A 17960-nucleotide genomic window follows, 5' to 3' on the forward strand; every position below is an offset into this window, starting at 1 on the left:
ACAAAACCTAAAGTAGCGCCACGCTAGGCGTGAAAAGCTTTTAAGTAAGCAATTAGGTCAAGCTAAAAAGAGCGCAGGGTGGATGCCTTGGCACTAAGAGCCGATGAAAGACGTGATAAGCTGCGATAAGCTACGGGGAGGAGCACATATCCATTGATCCGTAGATTTCTGAATGGGGAAACCCGGCTGAGCATACCTCAGTCACCGTGCACTGAATCCATAGGTGTACGGAGGGAACCCGGTGAACTGAAACATCTAAGTAGCCGGAGGAAGAGAAAGAAAACTCGATTTTCAAAGTAGCGGCGAGCGAAATGGAAAGAGCCCAAACCGGAGTGCGTGCACTCCGGGGTTCGGACTGCATTTATGACTTCTGACTGTAGCGGAACGGTTCTGGAAAGACCGGCCAGAGAGGGTGAGAGCCCCGTAGGCGAAACGGAAAGAAGCAGAGCAGGATCCAGAGTACCACGAGACACGAGAAACCTTGTGGGAATGAGCGGGGACCACCCCGTAAGGCTAAATACTCCTTAGTGACCGATAGAGCAGAGTACTGTGAAGGAAAGGTGAAAAGGACCCCGGGAGGGGAGTGAAAGAGAACCTGAAACCCTGTGTTTACAAACTGTGGAAGTACCATACGAGTACAACCGCGTACTTTTTGTAGAACGGTCCGGCGAGTTACGTTTACTGGCGAGGTTAAGCACTTAAGGTGCGGAGCCGAAGGGATACCAAGTCTTAACAGGGCGTAAAGTCAGTGTACGTAGACCCGAAACCGGGTGATCTACCCATGTCCAGGCTGAAGTTGCCGTAAAAGGCAATGGAGGGCCGAACGCACATCCGTTGAAAAGGGTGGCGATGAGGTGTGGGTAGGGGAGAAATTCCAATCGAACCCGGAGATAGCTGGTTCTCCTCGAAATAGCTTTAGGGCTAGCCTCGTGTTAACCTTGTGGAGGTAGAGCACTGAATATCCTAGGGGGCGTCAAAGTCTACCGAAGATTATCAAACTCCGAATGCCATAAAGGTGATGCACGGGAGTCAGACTGCACGAGATAAGTTGGGTGGTCAAAAGGGAAAGAGCCCAGACCTACAGCTAAGGTCCCAAAGTGCGTGTTAAGTGGAAAAGGATGTGGGATTTCGAAGACAACTAGGATGTTGGCTCAGAAGCAGCCATACATTCAAAGAGTGCGTAATAGCTCACTAGTCGAGAGGTCCTGCGCCGAAAATGTCCGGGGCTGAAACACGACACCGAAGCTTAGGACTCCATTTAGGAGTGGTAGAGGAGCATTGTTAGCGCAGCGAAGCTGTACCGATAAGGAGCAGTGGAGTGCTAAGAAGAGAGAATGCCGGAATGAGTAGCGAGAGGAAGGTGAGAATCCTTCCGGCCGAATATCCAAGGTTTCCAGAGTAAAGCTGATCTGCTCTGGGTAAGTCGGGGCCTAAGGCGAGGTCGAAAGACGTAGTCGATGGATAACAGGTGGAGATTCCTGTACTATGTGTACCCAGAACTGTGGGGACGCATGTGGAGAGCACGAGCCGGGAAAGAAGAAACCGGTACAAGCGGGGTAGGAGTAAGGACAGCAAATCTTCCTTACAATCCGAAGACGTAATGTGGACCGAACCAAAGTAGGGAAGCGTGTGAGCCATGTGCCAAGAAAAGCCGCTATTGTGATACACATACCCGTACCGTAAACCGACACAGGTGGATGAGGAGAGAATCCTAAGGCCGACGGAAGAAGCATTGTTAAGGAACTCGGCAAAATGACCCCGTAACTTCGGGAGAAGGGGTGCCCTGTGAAAGCAGGGCCGCAGAGAATAGGCTCAAGCAACTGTTTAGCAAAAACACAGGTCTATGCGAAACCGAAAGGTGAGGTATATGGGCTGACGCCTGCCCGGTGCTGGAAGGTTAAGAGGAGAAGTCAGGCAACGAAGCTTCGAATTTAAGCCCCAGTAAACGGCGGCCGTAACTATAACGGTCCTAAGGTAGCGAAATTCCTTGTCGGGTAAGTTCCGACCCGCACGAAAGGCGTAATGATTTGAGCACTGTCTCGACAATGCATCCGGTGAAATTGAAGTACCAGTGAAGATGCTGGTTACCTGCGCCAGGACGGAAAGACCCCATGGAGCTTTACTCCAGCTTGATACTGGGATTCGATACTGTATGTACAGGATAGGTGGGAGACGTTGAGCATAGAACGCCAGTTTTATGTGAGTCGCTGTTGGGATACCACCCTTGCAGTATTGGATTTCTAACCTGCACCCATGACCTGGGTGGGGGACAATGTCTGGCGGGGAGTTTGACTGGGGCGGTCGCCTCCGAAAGGGTATCGGAGGCGCTCAAAGGTTCCCTCAGAATGGTTGGAAACCATTCGAAGAGTGCAAAGGCAGAAGGGAGCTTGACTGTGACACCGACGGGTGGAACAGGTACGAAAGTAGGACTTAGTGATCCGGTGGTATAAAGTGGGATTGCCATCGCTCAACGGATAAAAGCTACCCTGGGGATAACAGGCTTATCACTCCCAAGAGTTCACATCGACGGAGTGGTTTGGCACCTCGATGTCGGCTCATCGCATCCTGGGGCTGTAGCAGGTCCCAAGGGTTGGGCTGTTCGCCCATTAAAGCGGTACGCGAGCTGGGTTCAGAACGTCGTGAGACAGTTCGGTCCCTATCCGGCGCAGGCGGAGGATATTTGAGAGGAGCTGTCCTTAGTACGAGAGGACCGGGATGGACGGACCACTGGTGTATCTGTTGGCTATCAGAGCCATGGCAGAGTAGCCAAGTCCGGCAGGGATAAACGCTGAAGGCATCTAAGCGTGAAGCCCCCCTCAAGATGAGATATCCCTCAGAAATGAGTAAGACCCCTTGAAGACTACGAGGTAGATAGGAATGAGGTGTAAGCACAGCAATGTGTTCAGCTGACATTTACTAATCGGTCGAGGGCTTGACCAAAGGTTTTGGATAGGAAAGCAGGATGGAAGTTAGAGATATAAGAGATTAGATTTCAGTGTTCGGTTTTGAAGGTACAAACAATGTATTTTCAGGAATGGCCCAGTGGCTCAGTTGGTTAGAGCGTCGCCCTGTCACGGCGAAGGTCGTCGGTTCGAGTCCGATCTGGGTCGTTAAAGGATTATTTAATCCTTGTGGGGTCTTAGCTCAGCTGGGAGAGCATCTGCCTTACAAGCAGAGGGTCATAGGTTCGAGCCCTATAGGCCCCATTTATCGTGAAAACGGATTTTATTTATGTAGTACGCCGATGTGGCTCAATTCACGACAATTGAGGAGTGAAGCGAGTCAATTGTAGGCAGAGCAGCTGATTACACATCGGCTGTTGAGTATACGCCGATGTGGCTCAATTGGCAGAGCAGCTGATTTGTAATCAGCAGGTTATCGGTTCGAGTCCGATCATCGGCTTTATGGAACACAATTCCATATGGATGGATTCCCGAGTGGCCAAAGGGGACAGACTGTAAATCTGCTGCAAATTGCTTCGGTGGTTCGAATCCACCTCCATCCATTTTCTTTTTCGGGAATATTTTCGAAGAAGAGAACATATCATAATACAACATAATATCGCGGGGTGGAGCAGTCTGGAAGCTCGTCGGGCTCATAACCCGAAGGTCATAGGTTCAAATCCTGTCCCCGCTACTAAGATCTGAGTGTAAATTCAGATCTAAAATGCCCAGATAGCTCAGTTGGTAGAGCAGAGGACTGAAAATCCTCGTGTCACTGGTTCGATTCCGGTTCTGGGCATTTGTAATATGCAAAAATAATTTATGGGATACTAGCTCAGTCGGTAGAGCACTTGACTTTTAATCAAGTTGTCGGGGGTTCGAATCCCCCGTGTCTCATTGGGTAAGATCAATATACTGTAAGTATATTGATCTTTTTTAATGCCTATTACAAAAATAGAACCTATATCAGACTATTGTTTGACAAATCATGGTATGCTAAAATAATTCGTCGAGAACAATGAAATTGCGAAAGAGACTGGATTTACCAATGGAAAACAAGATAAAAGAATTACGTTATGCAATAGTGCAGTCCGTTCCGGTGATGTTGGGATATCTTTTCCTGGGATTTGCCTTTGGATTAATGCTAAATGATGCCGGATATGGATTCTGGTGGGCCTTTTTTATCAGCCTGTTTGTATATGCGGGAAGCATGCAATTTGTCTTGGTTACGTTACTTACAGCCGGAGCAAGCCTGTGGTATACATTGATCATGACACTGTTTGTCAATGGCAGACATATGTTTTACGGCCTTTCTTTTGTAGAGAAATTCAAAAAAATGGGTGTAACTTACCCGTACATGATCTTCTCACTTACAGATGAGACATTTTCTTTATTATGCGATCTGAAAGTTCCGGAGGGGATGCGAGAAGAGCGAGTCAGCTTTTACATATCTCTGTTGGATCATTGTTACTGGCTCCTGGGAAGTTGTGTGGGAGCGGTGGCAGGAAGTGTGCTGCCGATCAATACCACGGGAATTGACTTTTCCATGACAGCGCTTTTTACAGTCATCGTAGTCAATCAGTGGATGGATACGAAAGAACATAAGCCTGCGATCATTGGAGGCGCAGTCGGAGTGCTATGCCTGATTCTGCTGGGCGCGGATGCTTTTTTACTGCCGGCACTGACCATTGCAGCGATTATTTTATTAGGAGTTAAGAAAAAATGTTACATTCCATCGGAGTCATAGCAGTTGTAGCTATTGTTACTTTATTTATAAGGGCAATTCCCTTCGTACTGTTCGGAGGGAAGAGAGAAGTTCCGGCGACCGTGACCTACCTGGGAAAAGTACTCCCGCCGGCGATCATGGTAATTCTCGTTGTATACTGTGTGAAGGGCATTGACCTGTTTACCGGCAATCATGGAATTCCGGAGTTGCTGTCTGTGGCAGTGGTTGCGGGACTTCATATCTGGAAGCGGAATACTTTGTTGAGTATAGCTGCTGGAACGATACTATACATGATATTAGTGCAAGTAGTATTCTAAATCAGTGTGAAAGGGCAATTTTTCGCCCTTTTCACACTATTTTTTTATAAAATTAAATGCTATAATGAGCGCAATAGGAATAATATGAGGGAGAAACGTAAGATAAAATGGAAAACGAAAACAAGGATGTAACCGAAGAAACAAAGAAGGAAAATAAAGAGGAAATAAAAGAAGCGACAAAGCAAGAAACAAAAGAAGAAACGACAAAAGAAGAAACCAAAGAAGAGACCAACGACAAAACGAAAAAAAGTAAGAAAGGTCTCTGGATCGGACTTGGAATCTTAGTAGTACTCCTGATAGCTTACGGAGTTGGAGCTTTTTATTATCACTCTCATTTCCTGTATCAGACATCGGTAAATGATACGGATTGCAGTAATCTGACAGCAGCCGAAGTGGCAGCGATTATGGACAGCCAGTCCCAGCAGTACAGCCTGCAGATATTTGGAAGAGATGAGAACGGCGTACAGGAAGAGATCGGAACGGTGACAGCACCGGAGATCGGAATGAACTGGGTGGACACGCAGGGAGCAGCACAGGAGCTTTTGAACATACAGAATGAATTCCTGTGGATCGAGATGCTGTGGAGCACACAGAATTATGATATGGTCCAGGGAGTAGCCTACGATGCAGATAAATTGCAGGAGCAGCTGGCCCAGATGTCTGCTTTACAGAAGAAAAATATGATTGAGCCGGAAGATGCATATATCAGTGAGTATTCCGAAAAAACGAAGAGCTATGAGATCGTTCCGGAGACACTGGGATCGACACTGGATCTGGACCAGGTAGAGGATGTGGTATCTGCAGCGATTATGGCGGGAGCTACTTCGGTAGATCTGGAAGAGCAGGGATGTTATGAGACCGCAAGGGTAATGGCAGAGGACACCGCACTGGTAAAAGCCTGCGATACCATGAATAAGTGGGTCAGTGCGCAGATCACCTATGACTGGAACGGCAATAAGGTCGTTGTAGACGGAGATACTATTCACGAATGGATCCAGACGGATGACAAGGATCCGCAGTTAAATGAGGAAGCTATCGCCGAGTTTGTATCGGAGCAGGCAAAAGGGTACGATACTTATGGAAAAAAGAGAAAATTTACCACAGTACAGGGCATTGAACTGAACCTGCCAAGCGGTGCATACGGCTGGAAGACAGACCGTGAGGAAGAGATCAAAGCATTGACAGAAGCCATTCAAAACGGTGAAACTGTGGATAAAGAACCGGTATACATCAGCAAAGGTGCTCAAAAAGGAAGCAATGATATCGGCAATTCTTATGTTGAGATCGATCTGACGAATCAGCATCTGTATCTGTTCAAGGATGGAGATATTGTTCTGGAGACAGATTTTGTATCCGGCAATATGAGTAAAGCTGACTGCGTGACACCGCCCGGAGTATTCGGCCTGACCTATAAGACCAGAAATGCAATATTGCGTGGTGCAAATTATGAAACACCGGTTAATTACTGGATGCCGTTTAACGGTAATGTTGGCATGCATGATGCAACATGGCGGAGAGCTTTCGGAGGAACCATTTATCTGACATCCGGTTCTCACGGTTGTATCAATCTGCCTTTACACATGGCAGCATCTATTTATGAGTATGTATCCACCGGATTCCCGGTAGTATGCTATTATTACTAATTCTTTACTGAAGAGGGGACAATTGGAAGGAAGGCGACCCTATGAAACAACGTTCGGCAAAGAAAATAAGAAAATGGAAAGAAAAATTTGAGAGAGAACGTGAACTCAGACAGGAGATCCGGGCTGCAGCCCCGGATATTCTGCGTTCTAAGAACTTCAGATCTACCAGGTCTCATGTGCAGCATGGAAATATGACCGTGAATGATCACAGTATGAACGTGGCAAAATACAGTCTTGCCATTAGTGAGAAACTGCATATTCCCTGTGAGAAGAAAGAGCTGATCCGCGGAGCATTACTGCATGATTATTTCCTGTACGACTGGCATACGCAGGATTATGTCAGCCCTCATAAGCTTCACGGATTCTATCATCCCGGCAGAGCACTTAAGAATGCGCAGCAGGAATATCAGCTGACACCCAGAGAGAGAGACATTATAAAAAAGCATATGTGGCCCTTGACAATTTCGGCGATGCCCATGTGCAGAGAGGCATGGATCGTGACTATGGCAGATAAATGGTGCTCTCTCATGGAGACTTTCCATGTACACAAGGGTCACGGAGCGTTGATCGAGAAGCTTCGGGAGACGAGAGAAGAACAGAAAAAATAAACGGGGAAGGATTCCCCGGACGGGAGAATAATAAGTGGGCGAGCTGTACCGGAGACTGAAGGCATATAGCGAAACGGATGAATACCCCTATCATATGCCGGGACATAAGAGGCAGGTCTGTGGTGAATTACCGCAGGAGATCATGAATATAGATATCACGGAGATTGATGGATTTGATAATCTACATGCTCCAGAAGAGATCCTGCTAAGATTACAGGAAGAAGCTGCCAGACTGTATGGTGCGGAGGAAAGTTTTTATCTGGTCAACGGCAGTACCTGCGGTGTGTTGGCTGCTATCAGCGCAGCGGTTCCGAAGGGCGGACGGCTCCTTATGACCAGAGGCGGGCATAAGTCAGCGTATCATGCAGCATACCTGAGAAATTTAACAATATCTTATCTGTATCCGGAAATGATGCAGGAGTATGATATTTATGATGCGATAACTCCGGAACAGATCGCGGAAGCACTGGCGAAGGAACCTGTGCCGGATGCAGTATTTCTGGTGTCGCCTACCTATGAAGGCAGGATTGCGGATATAGAGAAGATTGCGCAGATCGTGCATGGCAAGGGAATTCCTTTGATCGTGGATGAAGCGCACGGAGCGCATCTGGGACTGGCAGAAGGACTTGCGAAGAACAGCTGTCAGTGCGGAGCGGATCTGGTCATTCACAGCGTGCATAAGACTTTGCCGGCACTTACTCAGAGTGCGTTGCTCCATGTGAACGGCAATCGGATCGACAGAGACCGCCTGCGTAGATTTTTGCATATTTACCAGTCCAGCAGTCCATCCTATGTATTGATGGCAGGAATTGACAATGCACTGCAGGTAGTAGAGGAGCAGGGAGACTATCTGTTCGCAAAATTCCAGATAAATTATCTGAGGATGCTGACAGAACTGTCAGAATGCAGAAATTTAAGCTTTTTACCGCTGGATGCCAGACAGGATATCGGAAAACTGATCATAGTATCTGCAAAGGCAGGTTTGTCAGGACAGCAGATTTATGATATTCTATTAAAGAAATATCATCTGCAGCTGGAGATGGCAGCACCGGGATATTGTCTTGCGATGTTTACTATAGGAGATGGGGAAGAAGCGTATCGGAGAATGACAGATGCGCTGCTTGCAATCGATCGCGATATCACTGCGGGAAAATGGCAGAGCAGACAGAAGCAGGACGGCAGAGAAGAGGAGGAAATCTCTCTCTATCAGCTGCATCCCGAAGTGCGGATGTCCCTTGCCCAGGCTTGGGATGCTGAAAAAGAAGAAATTCTGTTGTCACAGGCAGTGGGAAGAATCGCAGGAGATTTCGTGAATCTGTATCCACCCGGGATTCCTGTGCTGGTACCGGGAGAGCAGATCGAGGAGACACATTGCAGACAGCTTGCGGAATACCTGAAAGAAGAACTGAATGTTCAGGGAGTGACAAAAGATGCCGGGTATCGCATTACCGTAGTAAAAAACAAATAATTTTAACAGCAGAAAGGATTTAGCTTGTATGAGAAAGACCAAAATTATCTGTACCATCGGTCCCGCCAGTGAGAGTGAGGAGAAATTAAGAGAGTTAATGCTTGCCGGAATGAATGTGGCACGATTCAACTTTTCCCACGGAAACCATAAGGAGCAGCTGGTAAAATACAACAGAGTATTGAAAGTACGTAAGGAACTGGGATTGCCGGTAGCAACTCTGTTAGATACCAAGGGACCTGAGATCCGTCTGCGTGATTTTGAAGGCGGTAAGGTAGAGCTGGTATCCGGTCAGCAGTTCATCCTGACCACGGAAGAAATTATGGGAACCGCCCAGAAAGCTACGATTTCCTATAAGAATCTGAAAAACGATATCAAAGTCGGTACAACGATCCTCATTGATGACGGTCTGATCGAGATGACGGTAGAAGAGATCAGAGGTGAAGAGATCGTCTGCAGAGTAATCAACGGAGGTTTTGTATCCAACCATAAGGGCGTGAATGTGCCCGGAGCAATTCTGTCCATGCCATATATCAGTGAAGTGGATCTGGCAGATATTGTGTTTGGTGTAGAGCACGGATTTGACTTTATCGCAGCTTCCTTTGTCAGAACCAAGGAAGATATTCAGGAAGTGCGCAAGATCGTAGAGGACAGAGGCAGCAAGATTAAGATCATTGCCAAGATTGAGAACATGCAGGGTATTCAGAATCTGGAAGAGATCATTAACGTGGCAGACGGTATCATGGTAGCACGTGGTGACATGGGTGTCGAAATCCCTCTGGAAGAAGTACCTATTCTGCAGAAGAAGATGATCAAGATGGCAGTGGCACAGGGCAAGCATGTAATCACTGCGACCCAGATGCTGGAATCCATGATCAAAAATCCCCGTCCTACCAGAGCTGAGGCAACGGATATTGCAAATGCCATCTATGATGGAACGACAGCTATCATGCTGTCCGGCGAGAGTGCAGCCGGTCTGTACCCCGTAGAGGCAGTTAAGACCATGAGCCGTATCGCAGAGAGAGCGGAGCAGGATATTGACTACCGCGGAAGAATGCAGAAAGTCAAGGAAGACAGACAGGAAACTCCCGATATTACTACGGCAATCTCCTATGCGACCTGCAGTGTGGCTTCCGATCTGAATGCAGCAGCCATCATCACCGTAACCATGTCCGGATTTACCGCGAATATGATCGCACGTTATAAGCCCGGATGCCAGATCATCGGCTGTACATTGGATGAGAAGGTATACCGTCAGTTAAATCTGCTGTGGGGTGTAAAACCTGTCATGATCCAGAAGGAGCGGACCACGGATGCTCTGTTCGAGGAAGCGGTATTCAAGGCAAAGCAGGCAGGTCTGGTAAAGACTGGTGACACAGTTGTCATTACCGCAGGTGTACCCCTGGGTGTGGTAGGTAAGACCGATATGATCCATGTGGTAGAAGTGGAATAAAGGATCGTGTTATCAATCTATCATAACAAGGTATGCAAATGCCATGAGAATAAAACAACGGAAATGAGAGAGTATGGGAAAAATAGTATATCTCATGGGGAAAAGTTCCTCCGGAAAAGACACCATATTTAAAGAACTGATGAAAGAGGGCACGATGGATCTGAGGACCATCGTGCCTTATACGACACGACCGATCCGTGCAGGAGAAGAGAACGGTGTGGAATATTTTTTCACGGATGAAGCCGGTTTTCAGGCATTGAAGGATCAGGGAAAAGTCATTGAAGACAGAGCGTATGACACCGTCTACGGAATCTGGCGGTATTTTACAGTGGATGACGGACAGATCGATCTGGCAGAACAGAACTATCTCATGATTGGAACGCTGGAAGCTTATACTAAAATGATTGCTTATTTTGGTGCGGAGGCGATTCTGCCGGTCTATATCGAGCTGGATGATGGCGTGCGCTTACAGCGGGCACTGGACAGGGAACTCAGACAGGAGAAACCGAAGTACGAGGAAATGTGCCGGAGATTCCTGGCGGACAGTGCAGATTTCTCGGAAGAAAAGCTGGTGGCAGCAGGCATCCGGGACAGATTCGAGAATACAGATCTGACGAAATGTCTGAATGCTATTACAAAATACTTAAAAGAAGCTGGTATATCGCCGAAATAATGTTTGGAAACTATCAGACAATGAATGCATTTCGGAGAAAAGAGGTGGGCGTATGGAAATGAGAGTCAATCAGATACAGCAGCCGGCTCCGGTGGAGCAGGTACAGAACACTGCGCCCACGGATGGCAGCTTCAAGTTCATGCTGGCGAGCCATGTGGAAGAAGCAGAACTGCAGGAGAGACTGACGAACCTCATGGCGGAGATCACGACAGAGGGAGAAAAACTGGCGAAGAAACGGGATGTGAAGGATATGCGGCATTACCGTGGACTGGTCAAGGAATTTCTCAATGAAGTAGTGACAAGATCTCATTCTTTTTCCAGGGAAAATTTCCTGGACCGGCGAGGAAGACATCGGGTATACGGCATTATCCGGCTGGTGGATGAGAACCTGGATCAGCTGGCACAGGAATTGATGAAGGATGAAAAAGACAATCTGGCGATCCTGAATAAGATTGGAGAGATCAGAGGATTGTTATTGGATATTTTTACTTGATCTTGTAAAATTTTATTTGCACTAAAGGCTGGAAGGAAGTACGATAGAAGCAGATCATAAGCAGTGTACAGACATAGCATAAGATACGGACAGGGGGAATACTATTGGCAACATTTCATGACATCATCGGTCAGGAACAGATCAAAGAGCATTTACAGAACGCCATTTCGGCGAAGAAGATTTCCCATGCATATATTATCAACGGCGAAAAATCTTCCGGCAAGGAATTTATTGCCAGAGTATTCGCCATGACATTACAGTGTGAAAAAGGCGGCACGGAGCCCTGTCAGGAATGTCATTCCTGTAAGCAGGCGTTGTCGGACAATCAACCGGATATTATCTATGTCAGCCATGAGAAGCCGAATACCATCAGCGTAGACGATATTCGTGCGCAGATCAACAATGATATCGCCATCAAGCCATACAGCAGTCCCTATAAGATCTATATTATGAACGAGGCAGAGAAGATGACGCCCCAGGCGCAGAATGCAATCCTGAAAACGCTGGAGGAGCCGCCCGAGTATGCAGTGATCATGCTGTTGACTTCTAACGTGAATTCTCTGTTGCCGACGATTTTAAGCCGTTGTGTGGTATTGAACATGAAGCCGGTAGCCGATGAACTGGTGCGTAATTATCTCATGCATCAGCTGCAGGTGCCGGATTATAAAGCGGAGGTCTGTGTGGCATTTGCCAGAGGTAATATCGGCAAGGCGAAATCCCTGGCGTCCAGTGAGGACTTCGATAACATTAAGAATGAAGCGTTGTCGCTATTGAAATATATTCAGGATATGGATCTGAGTGAGATCACCGCAGCGATCAAAAAGATCACGGAATATAAGCTGCAGATCAATGATTATCTGGATCTCATCGCCATCTGGTACCGGGATGTGCTCCTGTTCAAGGCGACCAGTGATGTGAACCATCTCGTCTTCCGGGAGGAGATCAGTGCCATCCGCCGTGTCGCCCAGCGCAGCAGCTATGAAGGAATCGAGGAAGTCATCGAAGCCCTGGATAAGGCGAAGAGGCGCTTGGATGCTAACGTAAATTTTGAACTGACTATGGAACTTTTGATGCTGGAGATCAAAGAGAACGGATAAGACAGAAATTTCCTTATCCCATTCGTTATATATAACAGAAGCAATTCAAAATATAACCGAATGATAAGGAGGAAGAAATTATGGCTTATTGGAACGACAGTGTAACGGAAAACCCGAAACCGGTGAGTATGATGGTAAGATTGATGTTTACCCCAATCATATTGAGGATTATTCCTCGGAAAACAGTTACTGGGATAAGCATGACCATTATCATACGGACAGTTCGGGGAATAGATCAGAAGTACATGGTATGGAAGGAAGAAACTGGGATACCAGGCAAAATTAACTGTGAAAAGGATCTGACAGAAATGTCAGATCCTTTTTTGACGTCTTTTCCGAAAAATATCCCACAGATTCGTTATATATCATAGAAAATGAAAGAAGACAAGGACGGAACTTGTGGGTTGGCTTATCCCCGGAGATGCAACAGATTCCAGAGGAATCCGGCGGAGTGGATATGATATTTATGTCTGGAAACCGGAATATGCGGGATGGGCGCGGGTTGGGTTTACAGACGGCATCCCCACAGTGGGGGCAGCCTATGTTCTTCTGATGCGGGAGGATGAAATTTTCTGGGGGAAAATAGGATGGCTAATGCATGAAAATGAACCAATAAGAGTATACTATAATGCAAGAATTGCATCTGCCATATTGACATAGTGCAATTCTTGCATTATTCTGTATATAGAGGTGCAAAATGAGCAAACTAAAAAGTCTGAGAATTGAAAAAAAGCTTACACAACAACAAGTGGCAGATTTGATGGGGATTTCCCTGCGATCTTATAAATCGTACGAAAATGATGAAGAGAAAATAGGAACCTTGAAATATAATTATATCTTTGAAAAGTTGGCGGAAATAAATCCGATCGACGAAAATCATGGGATAGTAGATGTAGATTATATTAGACAGAAATGTCAAAGTGTGTTTGAAGGATATGAAATAGAATTCTGTTATCTGTTTGGGTCCTATGCAAAAGGCAAGGCAACACCTGAGAGTGATGTAGATCTGCTGATTTCAACAGGGGTAAGCGGATTGAAATTTTATGGCTTAGTGGAAGAGATAAGGGTAGCATTGCATAAGAAAGTGGATGTTCTTAATATGGAACAGCTGATGGATAATCCGGAACTGACCAAAGAGATTTTAAAAGATGGGATAAAGATATATGGATAACATTAAAAATGACAGCTATTATATTCAAAAGATCCAACAGGATCTGGAATTTATAGTCAAACATATGAAAAACGTGGACATAGAAGAACTAAATGCAAATGAAATCTTATTGGATTCTATGTTGTTTCGTATGATACAAATATCTGAAAATTCCAGAAAACTGACGGAGGAATATAAACAGAAAAGAAGGATGATTCCATGGAATGCAATGTACGGAATGAGAAATCGAATCGTACATGATTATGGTAATGTAGATTTGAAGGTAGTTTATGAAACATTGAAAAATGATATTCCGGATCTATTGGAAATGGTGATGGCACAATAAACTAAAAGACCTTGACATTTCCGCTATTTCGGTATTATCATATCAAGGTAAAGGCAATGAACGTGCACAGTAAGATTCTATTTTCCTGACAGAGAGGGAAGCCCACCGGCTGAAAAGCTTCCTGAGGTTCAAACAGAATCGAAATTCACACGCGAGCCGCATACCGGAAGAATCAGAGATTTGGTAGGGTATGACGTTTCCTCACTCGTTACGTGGGTTAAGAGTCTTATTGTGAATGTAAAATAGTTTTCACTTTTCACATAAGGAATTTGGGTGGTACCGCGGATATGAATTCGTCCCAATGGGTTGAATTTGTATCCGTTTTTTTGTAACTATTTAGAACCAAAGGTGAAGCAGCCTCGAAGCGATTTCGTGAATGAGGCTCTGAATAGTTACGATATGACAATGTAATACACATCCCAGGCACAAGTAAAAATACGTGTGCTTAGTGCACACAGAAATGAGGAGTAAGATGGCAGATTTAAACGAATTGAATGAAAAAGTCGAACAGATCAAAGCCGACATCCGGGAACAGCTGGAGAAGATCGAGAACACCAAGGGTGTCTACGAGTACAAAAAGACCATTCTCGACAAGAACGGTATTATCGGCGGACTGATGAAGCAGATGGGTTCCGTGCCCAAGGAAGAGAAGGCTGACTTCGGTAAGAAGGTCAACGAACTGAAGAACTGGGCAAGCGAGCATTTCGATGAGCTGAACACGAAGTTAAAAGAAAAAGAAATGGAGCTGCGCTACGAGAGTGAGAAGATCGATATCTCCATGCCGGCAAAGAGCCGCAAGACCGGTAACCTCCATCCTGTAACCCAGGTGCGTAACCAGCTGATCGATATCTTCGCATCCATGGGCTTCAGCGTATATGAAGGAACCGAGATCGAGACCGATTATTACAACTTTACCGCACTGAATACCCCGCAGGATCATCCCGCAAGAGATATGCAGGATACCTTCTACCTGTCTCCGGAATTCCTGCTTAGAACCCAGACCTCCGCAGGTCAGGTTCACGTGATGGAGAGTCAGAAGCCTCCCATCAAGATCTTAAGCCCCGGTAAAGTATTCCGTTCCGATGATGATGCGACCCATTCTCCGATGTTTACCCAGATGGAAGGCCTCGTAGTGGACAAGACCATCACTCTGTGTGACCTGAAGGGTATGCTGGAAGTACTGGTACAGAAGATCTTCGGTGAAGGTACCACCACGAGACTGCGTCCTTCTTATTTCCCGTTCACCGAGCCTTCCGTAGAGGTCGATGTCAGCTGCTTCGCCTGCGGTGGCTGCGGCTGCCGTCTGTGCAAGGGTACCGGCTGGATCGAAGTACTGGGTGCAGGTATTGTAAATAAGAAAGTGCTGGAGAACTGCGGTATTGACTCCGAGGAGTACAGCGGACTGGCATTTGGTATCGGTATTGAGCGTCTGGCAATGTTAAAGTACGGTATTAACAATATCAAACTGTTATATCAATCTGATATGCGTGTACTGGATCAGATCAATGATGACTAAGATCACAGGAATATGATTTTAAAACAGTAACGATGCAAGGAACATTACGAGAGGATGTCGTACAAGACGGCATTGAAGGAGGTAAAAGATATGTTAGTACCACTTAGTTGGTTAAAAGAATATGTTGATATAGATGTCGAAGCCAAGGAGTTGGAGGAAAAGTTATTTTCCTGCGGATTCGAGGTAGAGGAATCCTACGAAGTAGGTAAGGACATCAGCGGCGTGGTAGTCGGACTGGTAGAAGAGTGTGAGCCCATCCCTGAGACCCACTTACATGTATGTAAGGTAAATGTAGGCGGCGCAGAGCCCCTGCAGATCTGCTGTGGTGCGGACAACGTACATGCAGGCGGCAAATACCCCGTAGCACTGGAAGGTGCACAGGTATATGCTACCGCAAAAGATCATGTGACCATCGAAGGCACCATGAAGATCAAAAAAGGCAAGCTGCGCGGCTATGAGTCCTGCGGTATGCTGTGTTCCGGTACCGAGCTGGGACTGACTGAGGATCTGTACCCCGGTGCAGGCTACAACGGACTGCTGGTACTGCCGGAGGATGCCGAGATCGGTGCAGATGTAAAGCCTCTGTTACAGTTGGATGACTGGATCTTCGACATTGCCATTACCGCCAACAGACCGGACTGCGAGAGCATCTTCGGTATTGCCAGAGAAGTAGCGGCGATCCTGAACAAACCCGTGAAGACGCCGGCACTGGATTACACCGAGAGCGGCGTTACCAAGGACGGTTTCACCGTAACTGTGGATGCTCCGGATCTGTGCCCCAGATATATCGCACACTATGTAACTGATGTAAAAATCGGCGAATCCCCCGCATGGATGAAGAGACGTCTGGCACTGGTAGGCATCGGATCTATCTCCAACGTGGTAGATATCACGAACTACATCTTAAAAGAGCTGGGTCAGCCCATGCACGCATTTGACTCTTCTTACATTGAAGGCAATGCCATTCATGTAAGACGTGCCCATGACAAAGAGAAGATTGTGACTTTGGATGAAAAAGAGTTCGAATTAAACGAAAACAACCTCGTCATCTGCGATGGCGTAAAGCCCGTAGCACTGGCAGGTATCATGGGTGGCTTAAATTCCGAGATCCGCGATACCACAGAGGCTGTCATCTTCGAGTCCGCAAAATTTGCAAGAGACAATATCCGTAAGAGCTCCAGAGCACTGGGACAGTCTTCCGATTCTTCCCAGAGATATGCCAAAGGCGTGGATGAGTATGCTACCGTTATGGCCAGCAAGAGAGCACTGCATCTGATCGAGGAGCTGGGTTGTGGTAAAGTATCCTCTACTCACGTAGAGGCAAACACCGGTAACTCCATTGAACCCACCGAGATGAAGGCAAGCATCAAGAAGGTGAACGGCGTACTGGGTATCGAAGTACCTACCGCTGACATCGAGAGAATCTTAACCTCTCTGAACTTCCAGCCTGTGATAGACGGTGACGAGCTGACCATTCAGGTACCTGCATATCGTGAGGATATGGAATCCTATCCCGATATCGCAGAGGAAGTCATCCGTATGTATGGTTATGATCATGTTACCCCTACCTTCCTGAAAGCAGCAGCTGTAACCAGCGGCGGTATGAATACGAAGCAGAAGACCGAGCTTAAGATCAAGAGAGCATTGTGTGCACAGGGCGCATTTGAGGGCGTACATTACTCCTTCTTCTCCCCTTCCGATCTTAATCTGTTAGGTCTGCCCGAGGATGCACCGGAGAGACATGCGATCCGCCTGATCAACCCGATCAATGAGGATCTGTCTCTGATGCGTACCACTCTGGCTCCCCAGATGATCCACGCGATCGGCCGTAACCAGAAGAACGGTTGTCTGGAAGGCAGAGTATATGAGATCGGCAATAAATTCATCCCTAAGGATCTGCCTCTGACCGAGTATCCCGATGAGAGAGAGACTATCTGCATCGGTATCTGGGGTAAGGAAGAGAATTTCTTCACCCTGAAAGGTCTGGTAGACACGGTAGCAGAGACGCTGTTCATTGATTTCGAATATGTAGAGGACAAGAAGACCTTCCTGCATCCTTATCGTACCGCAAAGATCCTGTACAACGGCGAAGAGATCGGCTACTTAGGTCAGCTGACCTACGAGATCCAGAAGGAAGAAGATATGCGTGAATCCGCATACATCGCAGAGATCGATCTGAAAGCTCTGCGTCCTGTATACGGCAAGGTTCCCACCTTTGCTCCTATCTCCAAGTTCGCGAAGGAGACCAGAGACCTGGCACTGGTAATGAACAAGTCCGTTACCTGCGGCGAGGTAGAGAAGGCAATCGCAGAAGCCAGCAGCTTCGTAGAGTCCGTGGAACTCTTCGATGTCTACGAGGGATTACAGGTAGGTCCCGAGAAGAAGTCCATGGCATTCACCGTAACCTTTGCTCCGAAGGAGGAAGAATTCACCACAGAGGCAGTGGACGGCTATGTGAAGAAGATCCTGAAGAACCTGAACAACAAGCTGGGTGTAGAGCTTAGATCTTAACATAGTAACTATTCAGAACC

At 46.8% G+C, this 17960-nt stretch carries 15 protein-coding genes, 7 tRNA genes, 1 rRNA gene and 1 other annotated feature; all 23 genes read left to right on the forward strand.

What is annotated here, in order from left to right; translation table 11 throughout:
* Positions 1–55: 55 nt before the first annotated feature.
* The 23 genes from H9Q77_RS00835 to pheT all read left to right on the forward strand — a co-directional run bounded on the left by H9Q77_RS00835 (position 56) and on the right by pheT (position 17940).
* Positions 56–2940 (forward strand): 23S ribosomal RNA (locus tag H9Q77_RS00835).
* 96 nt (positions 2941–3036) lie between these two features.
* Positions 3037–3110 (forward strand) — tRNA-Asp (locus H9Q77_RS00840).
* Between the two features lie 23 nt (positions 3111–3133).
* Positions 3134–3206, forward strand: a tRNA-Val gene (locus H9Q77_RS00845).
* A gap of 123 nt (positions 3207–3329) precedes the next feature.
* Positions 3330–3402 (forward strand) — tRNA-Thr (locus H9Q77_RS00850).
* 21 nt (positions 3403–3423) lie between these two features.
* Positions 3424–3505: transfer RNA gene (locus H9Q77_RS00855), tRNA-Tyr, on the forward strand.
* Between the two features lie 57 nt (positions 3506–3562).
* A tRNA-Met gene (locus tag H9Q77_RS00860) sits at positions 3563–3636 on the forward strand.
* A 32-nt stretch (positions 3637–3668) separates the two neighbouring features.
* Positions 3669–3741: transfer RNA gene (locus H9Q77_RS00865), tRNA-Phe, on the forward strand.
* 25 nt (positions 3742–3766) lie between these two features.
* A tRNA-Lys gene (locus H9Q77_RS00870) sits at positions 3767–3839 on the forward strand.
* A 151-nt stretch (positions 3840–3990) separates the two neighbouring features.
* On the forward strand, positions 3991–4689 hold the full coding sequence (locus H9Q77_RS00875; RefSeq protein ID WP_249326328.1) for an AzlC family ABC transporter permease: 699 nt from the start codon (positions 3991–3993) through the stop codon (positions 4687–4689).
* Positions 4665–4985 (forward strand): branched-chain amino acid transporter permease, encoded by a 321-nt coding sequence (locus H9Q77_RS00880; RefSeq protein WP_249326329.1) that lies wholly within the window; start codon positions 4665–4667, stop codon positions 4983–4985. Before H9Q77_RS00875 ends, H9Q77_RS00880 begins: the two co-directional genes overlap by 25 nt.
* 107 nt (positions 4986–5092) lie before the next feature.
* Positions 5093–6628 (forward strand): L,D-transpeptidase family protein, encoded by a 1536-nt coding sequence (locus tag H9Q77_RS00885; protein ID WP_249326330.1) that lies wholly within the window; start codon positions 5093–5095, stop codon positions 6626–6628.
* Positions 6629–6669: 41 nt separating this feature from the next.
* Positions 6670–7236, forward strand: coding sequence for an HD domain-containing protein (locus H9Q77_RS00890; protein ID WP_176864797.1), 567 nt, complete (start codon positions 6670–6672; stop codon positions 7234–7236).
* Between the two features lie 34 nt (positions 7237–7270).
* The gene (locus tag H9Q77_RS00895; RefSeq protein ID WP_249326331.1) at positions 7271–8704 is read left to right on the forward strand and encodes an aminotransferase class I/II-fold pyridoxal phosphate-dependent enzyme; all 1434 of its coding nucleotides are present in this window, start codon (positions 7271–7273) and stop codon (positions 8702–8704) included.
* 28 nt (positions 8705–8732) lie between these two features.
* The gene (gene pyk, locus H9Q77_RS00900) at positions 8733–10154 is read left to right on the forward strand and encodes a pyruvate kinase (protein WP_118546745.1); all 1422 of its coding nucleotides are present in this window, start codon (positions 8733–8735) and stop codon (positions 10152–10154) included.
* Between the two features lie 73 nt (positions 10155–10227).
* A complete protein-coding gene (locus H9Q77_RS00905) occupies positions 10228–10827 on the forward strand; it encodes a nucleoside/nucleotide kinase family protein (protein ID WP_249326332.1) in 600 nt (199 codons plus the stop codon).
* 52 nt (positions 10828–10879) lie between these two features.
* Positions 10880–11320 carry a YaaR family protein gene (locus tag H9Q77_RS00910; RefSeq protein ID WP_117466062.1) on the forward strand — a complete coding sequence of 147 codons (441 nt, stop codon included), beginning with the start codon at positions 10880–10882 and terminating at the stop codon, positions 11318–11320.
* 104 nt (positions 11321–11424) lie between these two features.
* A complete protein-coding gene (locus H9Q77_RS00915; RefSeq protein ID WP_176864791.1) occupies positions 11425–12417 on the forward strand; it encodes a DNA polymerase III subunit in 993 nt (330 codons plus the stop codon).
* Positions 12418–12505: 88 nt separating this feature from the next.
* Positions 12506–12703 carry a hypothetical protein gene (locus H9Q77_RS00920; RefSeq protein ID WP_147365346.1) on the forward strand — a complete coding sequence of 66 codons (198 nt, stop codon included), beginning with the start codon at positions 12506–12508 and terminating at the stop codon, positions 12701–12703.
* Positions 12704–12816: 113 nt separating this feature from the next.
* The gene (locus tag H9Q77_RS00925; RefSeq protein ID WP_249326333.1) at positions 12817–13077 is read left to right on the forward strand and encodes a hypothetical protein; all 261 of its coding nucleotides are present in this window, start codon (positions 12817–12819) and stop codon (positions 13075–13077) included.
* A 37-nt stretch (positions 13078–13114) separates the two neighbouring features.
* Complete coding sequence (locus H9Q77_RS00930; RefSeq protein WP_118546740.1) at positions 13115–13588, forward strand: nucleotidyltransferase domain-containing protein; 474 nt, start codon at positions 13115–13117, stop codon at positions 13586–13588.
* Positions 13581–13913, forward strand: coding sequence for a HepT-like ribonuclease domain-containing protein (locus H9Q77_RS00935; protein WP_118551874.1), 333 nt, complete (start codon positions 13581–13583; stop codon positions 13911–13913). Before H9Q77_RS00930 ends, H9Q77_RS00935 begins: the two co-directional genes overlap by 8 nt.
* 47 nt (positions 13914–13960) lie before the next feature.
* Positions 13961–14217 (forward strand) — a binding site (T-box leader).
* Between the two features lie 168 nt (positions 14218–14385).
* The gene (locus tag H9Q77_RS00940) at positions 14386–15429 is read left to right on the forward strand and encodes a phenylalanine--tRNA ligase subunit alpha (protein WP_022152876.1); all 1044 of its coding nucleotides are present in this window, start codon (positions 14386–14388) and stop codon (positions 15427–15429) included.
* Positions 15430–15519: 90 nt separating this feature from the next.
* Positions 15520–17940, forward strand: a complete 2421-nt coding sequence (gene pheT / locus H9Q77_RS00945) for a phenylalanine--tRNA ligase subunit beta (protein ID WP_249326334.1) — start codon at positions 15520–15522, stop codon at positions 17938–17940.
* The last annotated feature ends 20 nt before the right edge of the window (positions 17941–17960 follow it).

The organism is Simiaoa sunii (genome assembly GCF_014337175.1).
In the GTDB taxonomy this organism is placed as follows: domain Bacteria; phylum Bacillota; class Clostridia; order Lachnospirales; family Lachnospiraceae; genus Acetatifactor; species Acetatifactor intestinalis.

What these genes read in the sequence shown, in the direction of transcription:
- H9Q77_RS00875 (WP_249326328.1), top strand. Translation starts at nt 3,991, where the DNA reads ATGGAAAACAAGATAAAAGAATTACGTTATGCAATAGTGCAGTCCGTT.
- H9Q77_RS00880 (WP_249326329.1), top strand. Translation starts at nt 4,665, where the DNA reads ATGTTACATTCCATCGGAGTCATAGCAGTTGTAGCTATTGTTACTTTA.
- H9Q77_RS00885 (WP_249326330.1), top strand. Translation starts at nt 5,093, where the DNA reads ATGGAAAACGAAAACAAGGATGTAACCGAAGAAACAAAGAAGGAAAAT.
- H9Q77_RS00890 (WP_176864797.1), top strand. Translation starts at nt 6,670, where the DNA reads ATGAAACAACGTTCGGCAAAGAAAATAAGAAAATGGAAAGAAAAATTT.
- pyk (WP_118546745.1), top strand. Translation starts at nt 8,733, where the DNA reads ATGAGAAAGACCAAAATTATCTGTACCATCGGTCCCGCCAGTGAGAGT.
- H9Q77_RS00905 (WP_249326332.1), top strand. Translation starts at nt 10,228, where the DNA reads ATGGGAAAAATAGTATATCTCATGGGGAAAAGTTCCTCCGGAAAAGAC.
- H9Q77_RS00910 (WP_117466062.1), top strand. Translation starts at nt 10,880, where the DNA reads ATGGAAATGAGAGTCAATCAGATACAGCAGCCGGCTCCGGTGGAGCAG.
- H9Q77_RS00930 (WP_118546740.1), top strand. Translation starts at nt 13,115, where the DNA reads ATGAGCAAACTAAAAAGTCTGAGAATTGAAAAAAAGCTTACACAACAA.
- H9Q77_RS00935 (WP_118551874.1), top strand. Translation starts at nt 13,581, where the DNA reads ATGGATAACATTAAAAATGACAGCTATTATATTCAAAAGATCCAACAG.
- H9Q77_RS00940 (WP_022152876.1), top strand. Translation starts at nt 14,386, where the DNA reads ATGGCAGATTTAAACGAATTGAATGAAAAAGTCGAACAGATCAAAGCC.
- pheT (WP_249326334.1), top strand. Translation starts at nt 15,520, where the DNA reads ATGTTAGTACCACTTAGTTGGTTAAAAGAATATGTTGATATAGATGTC.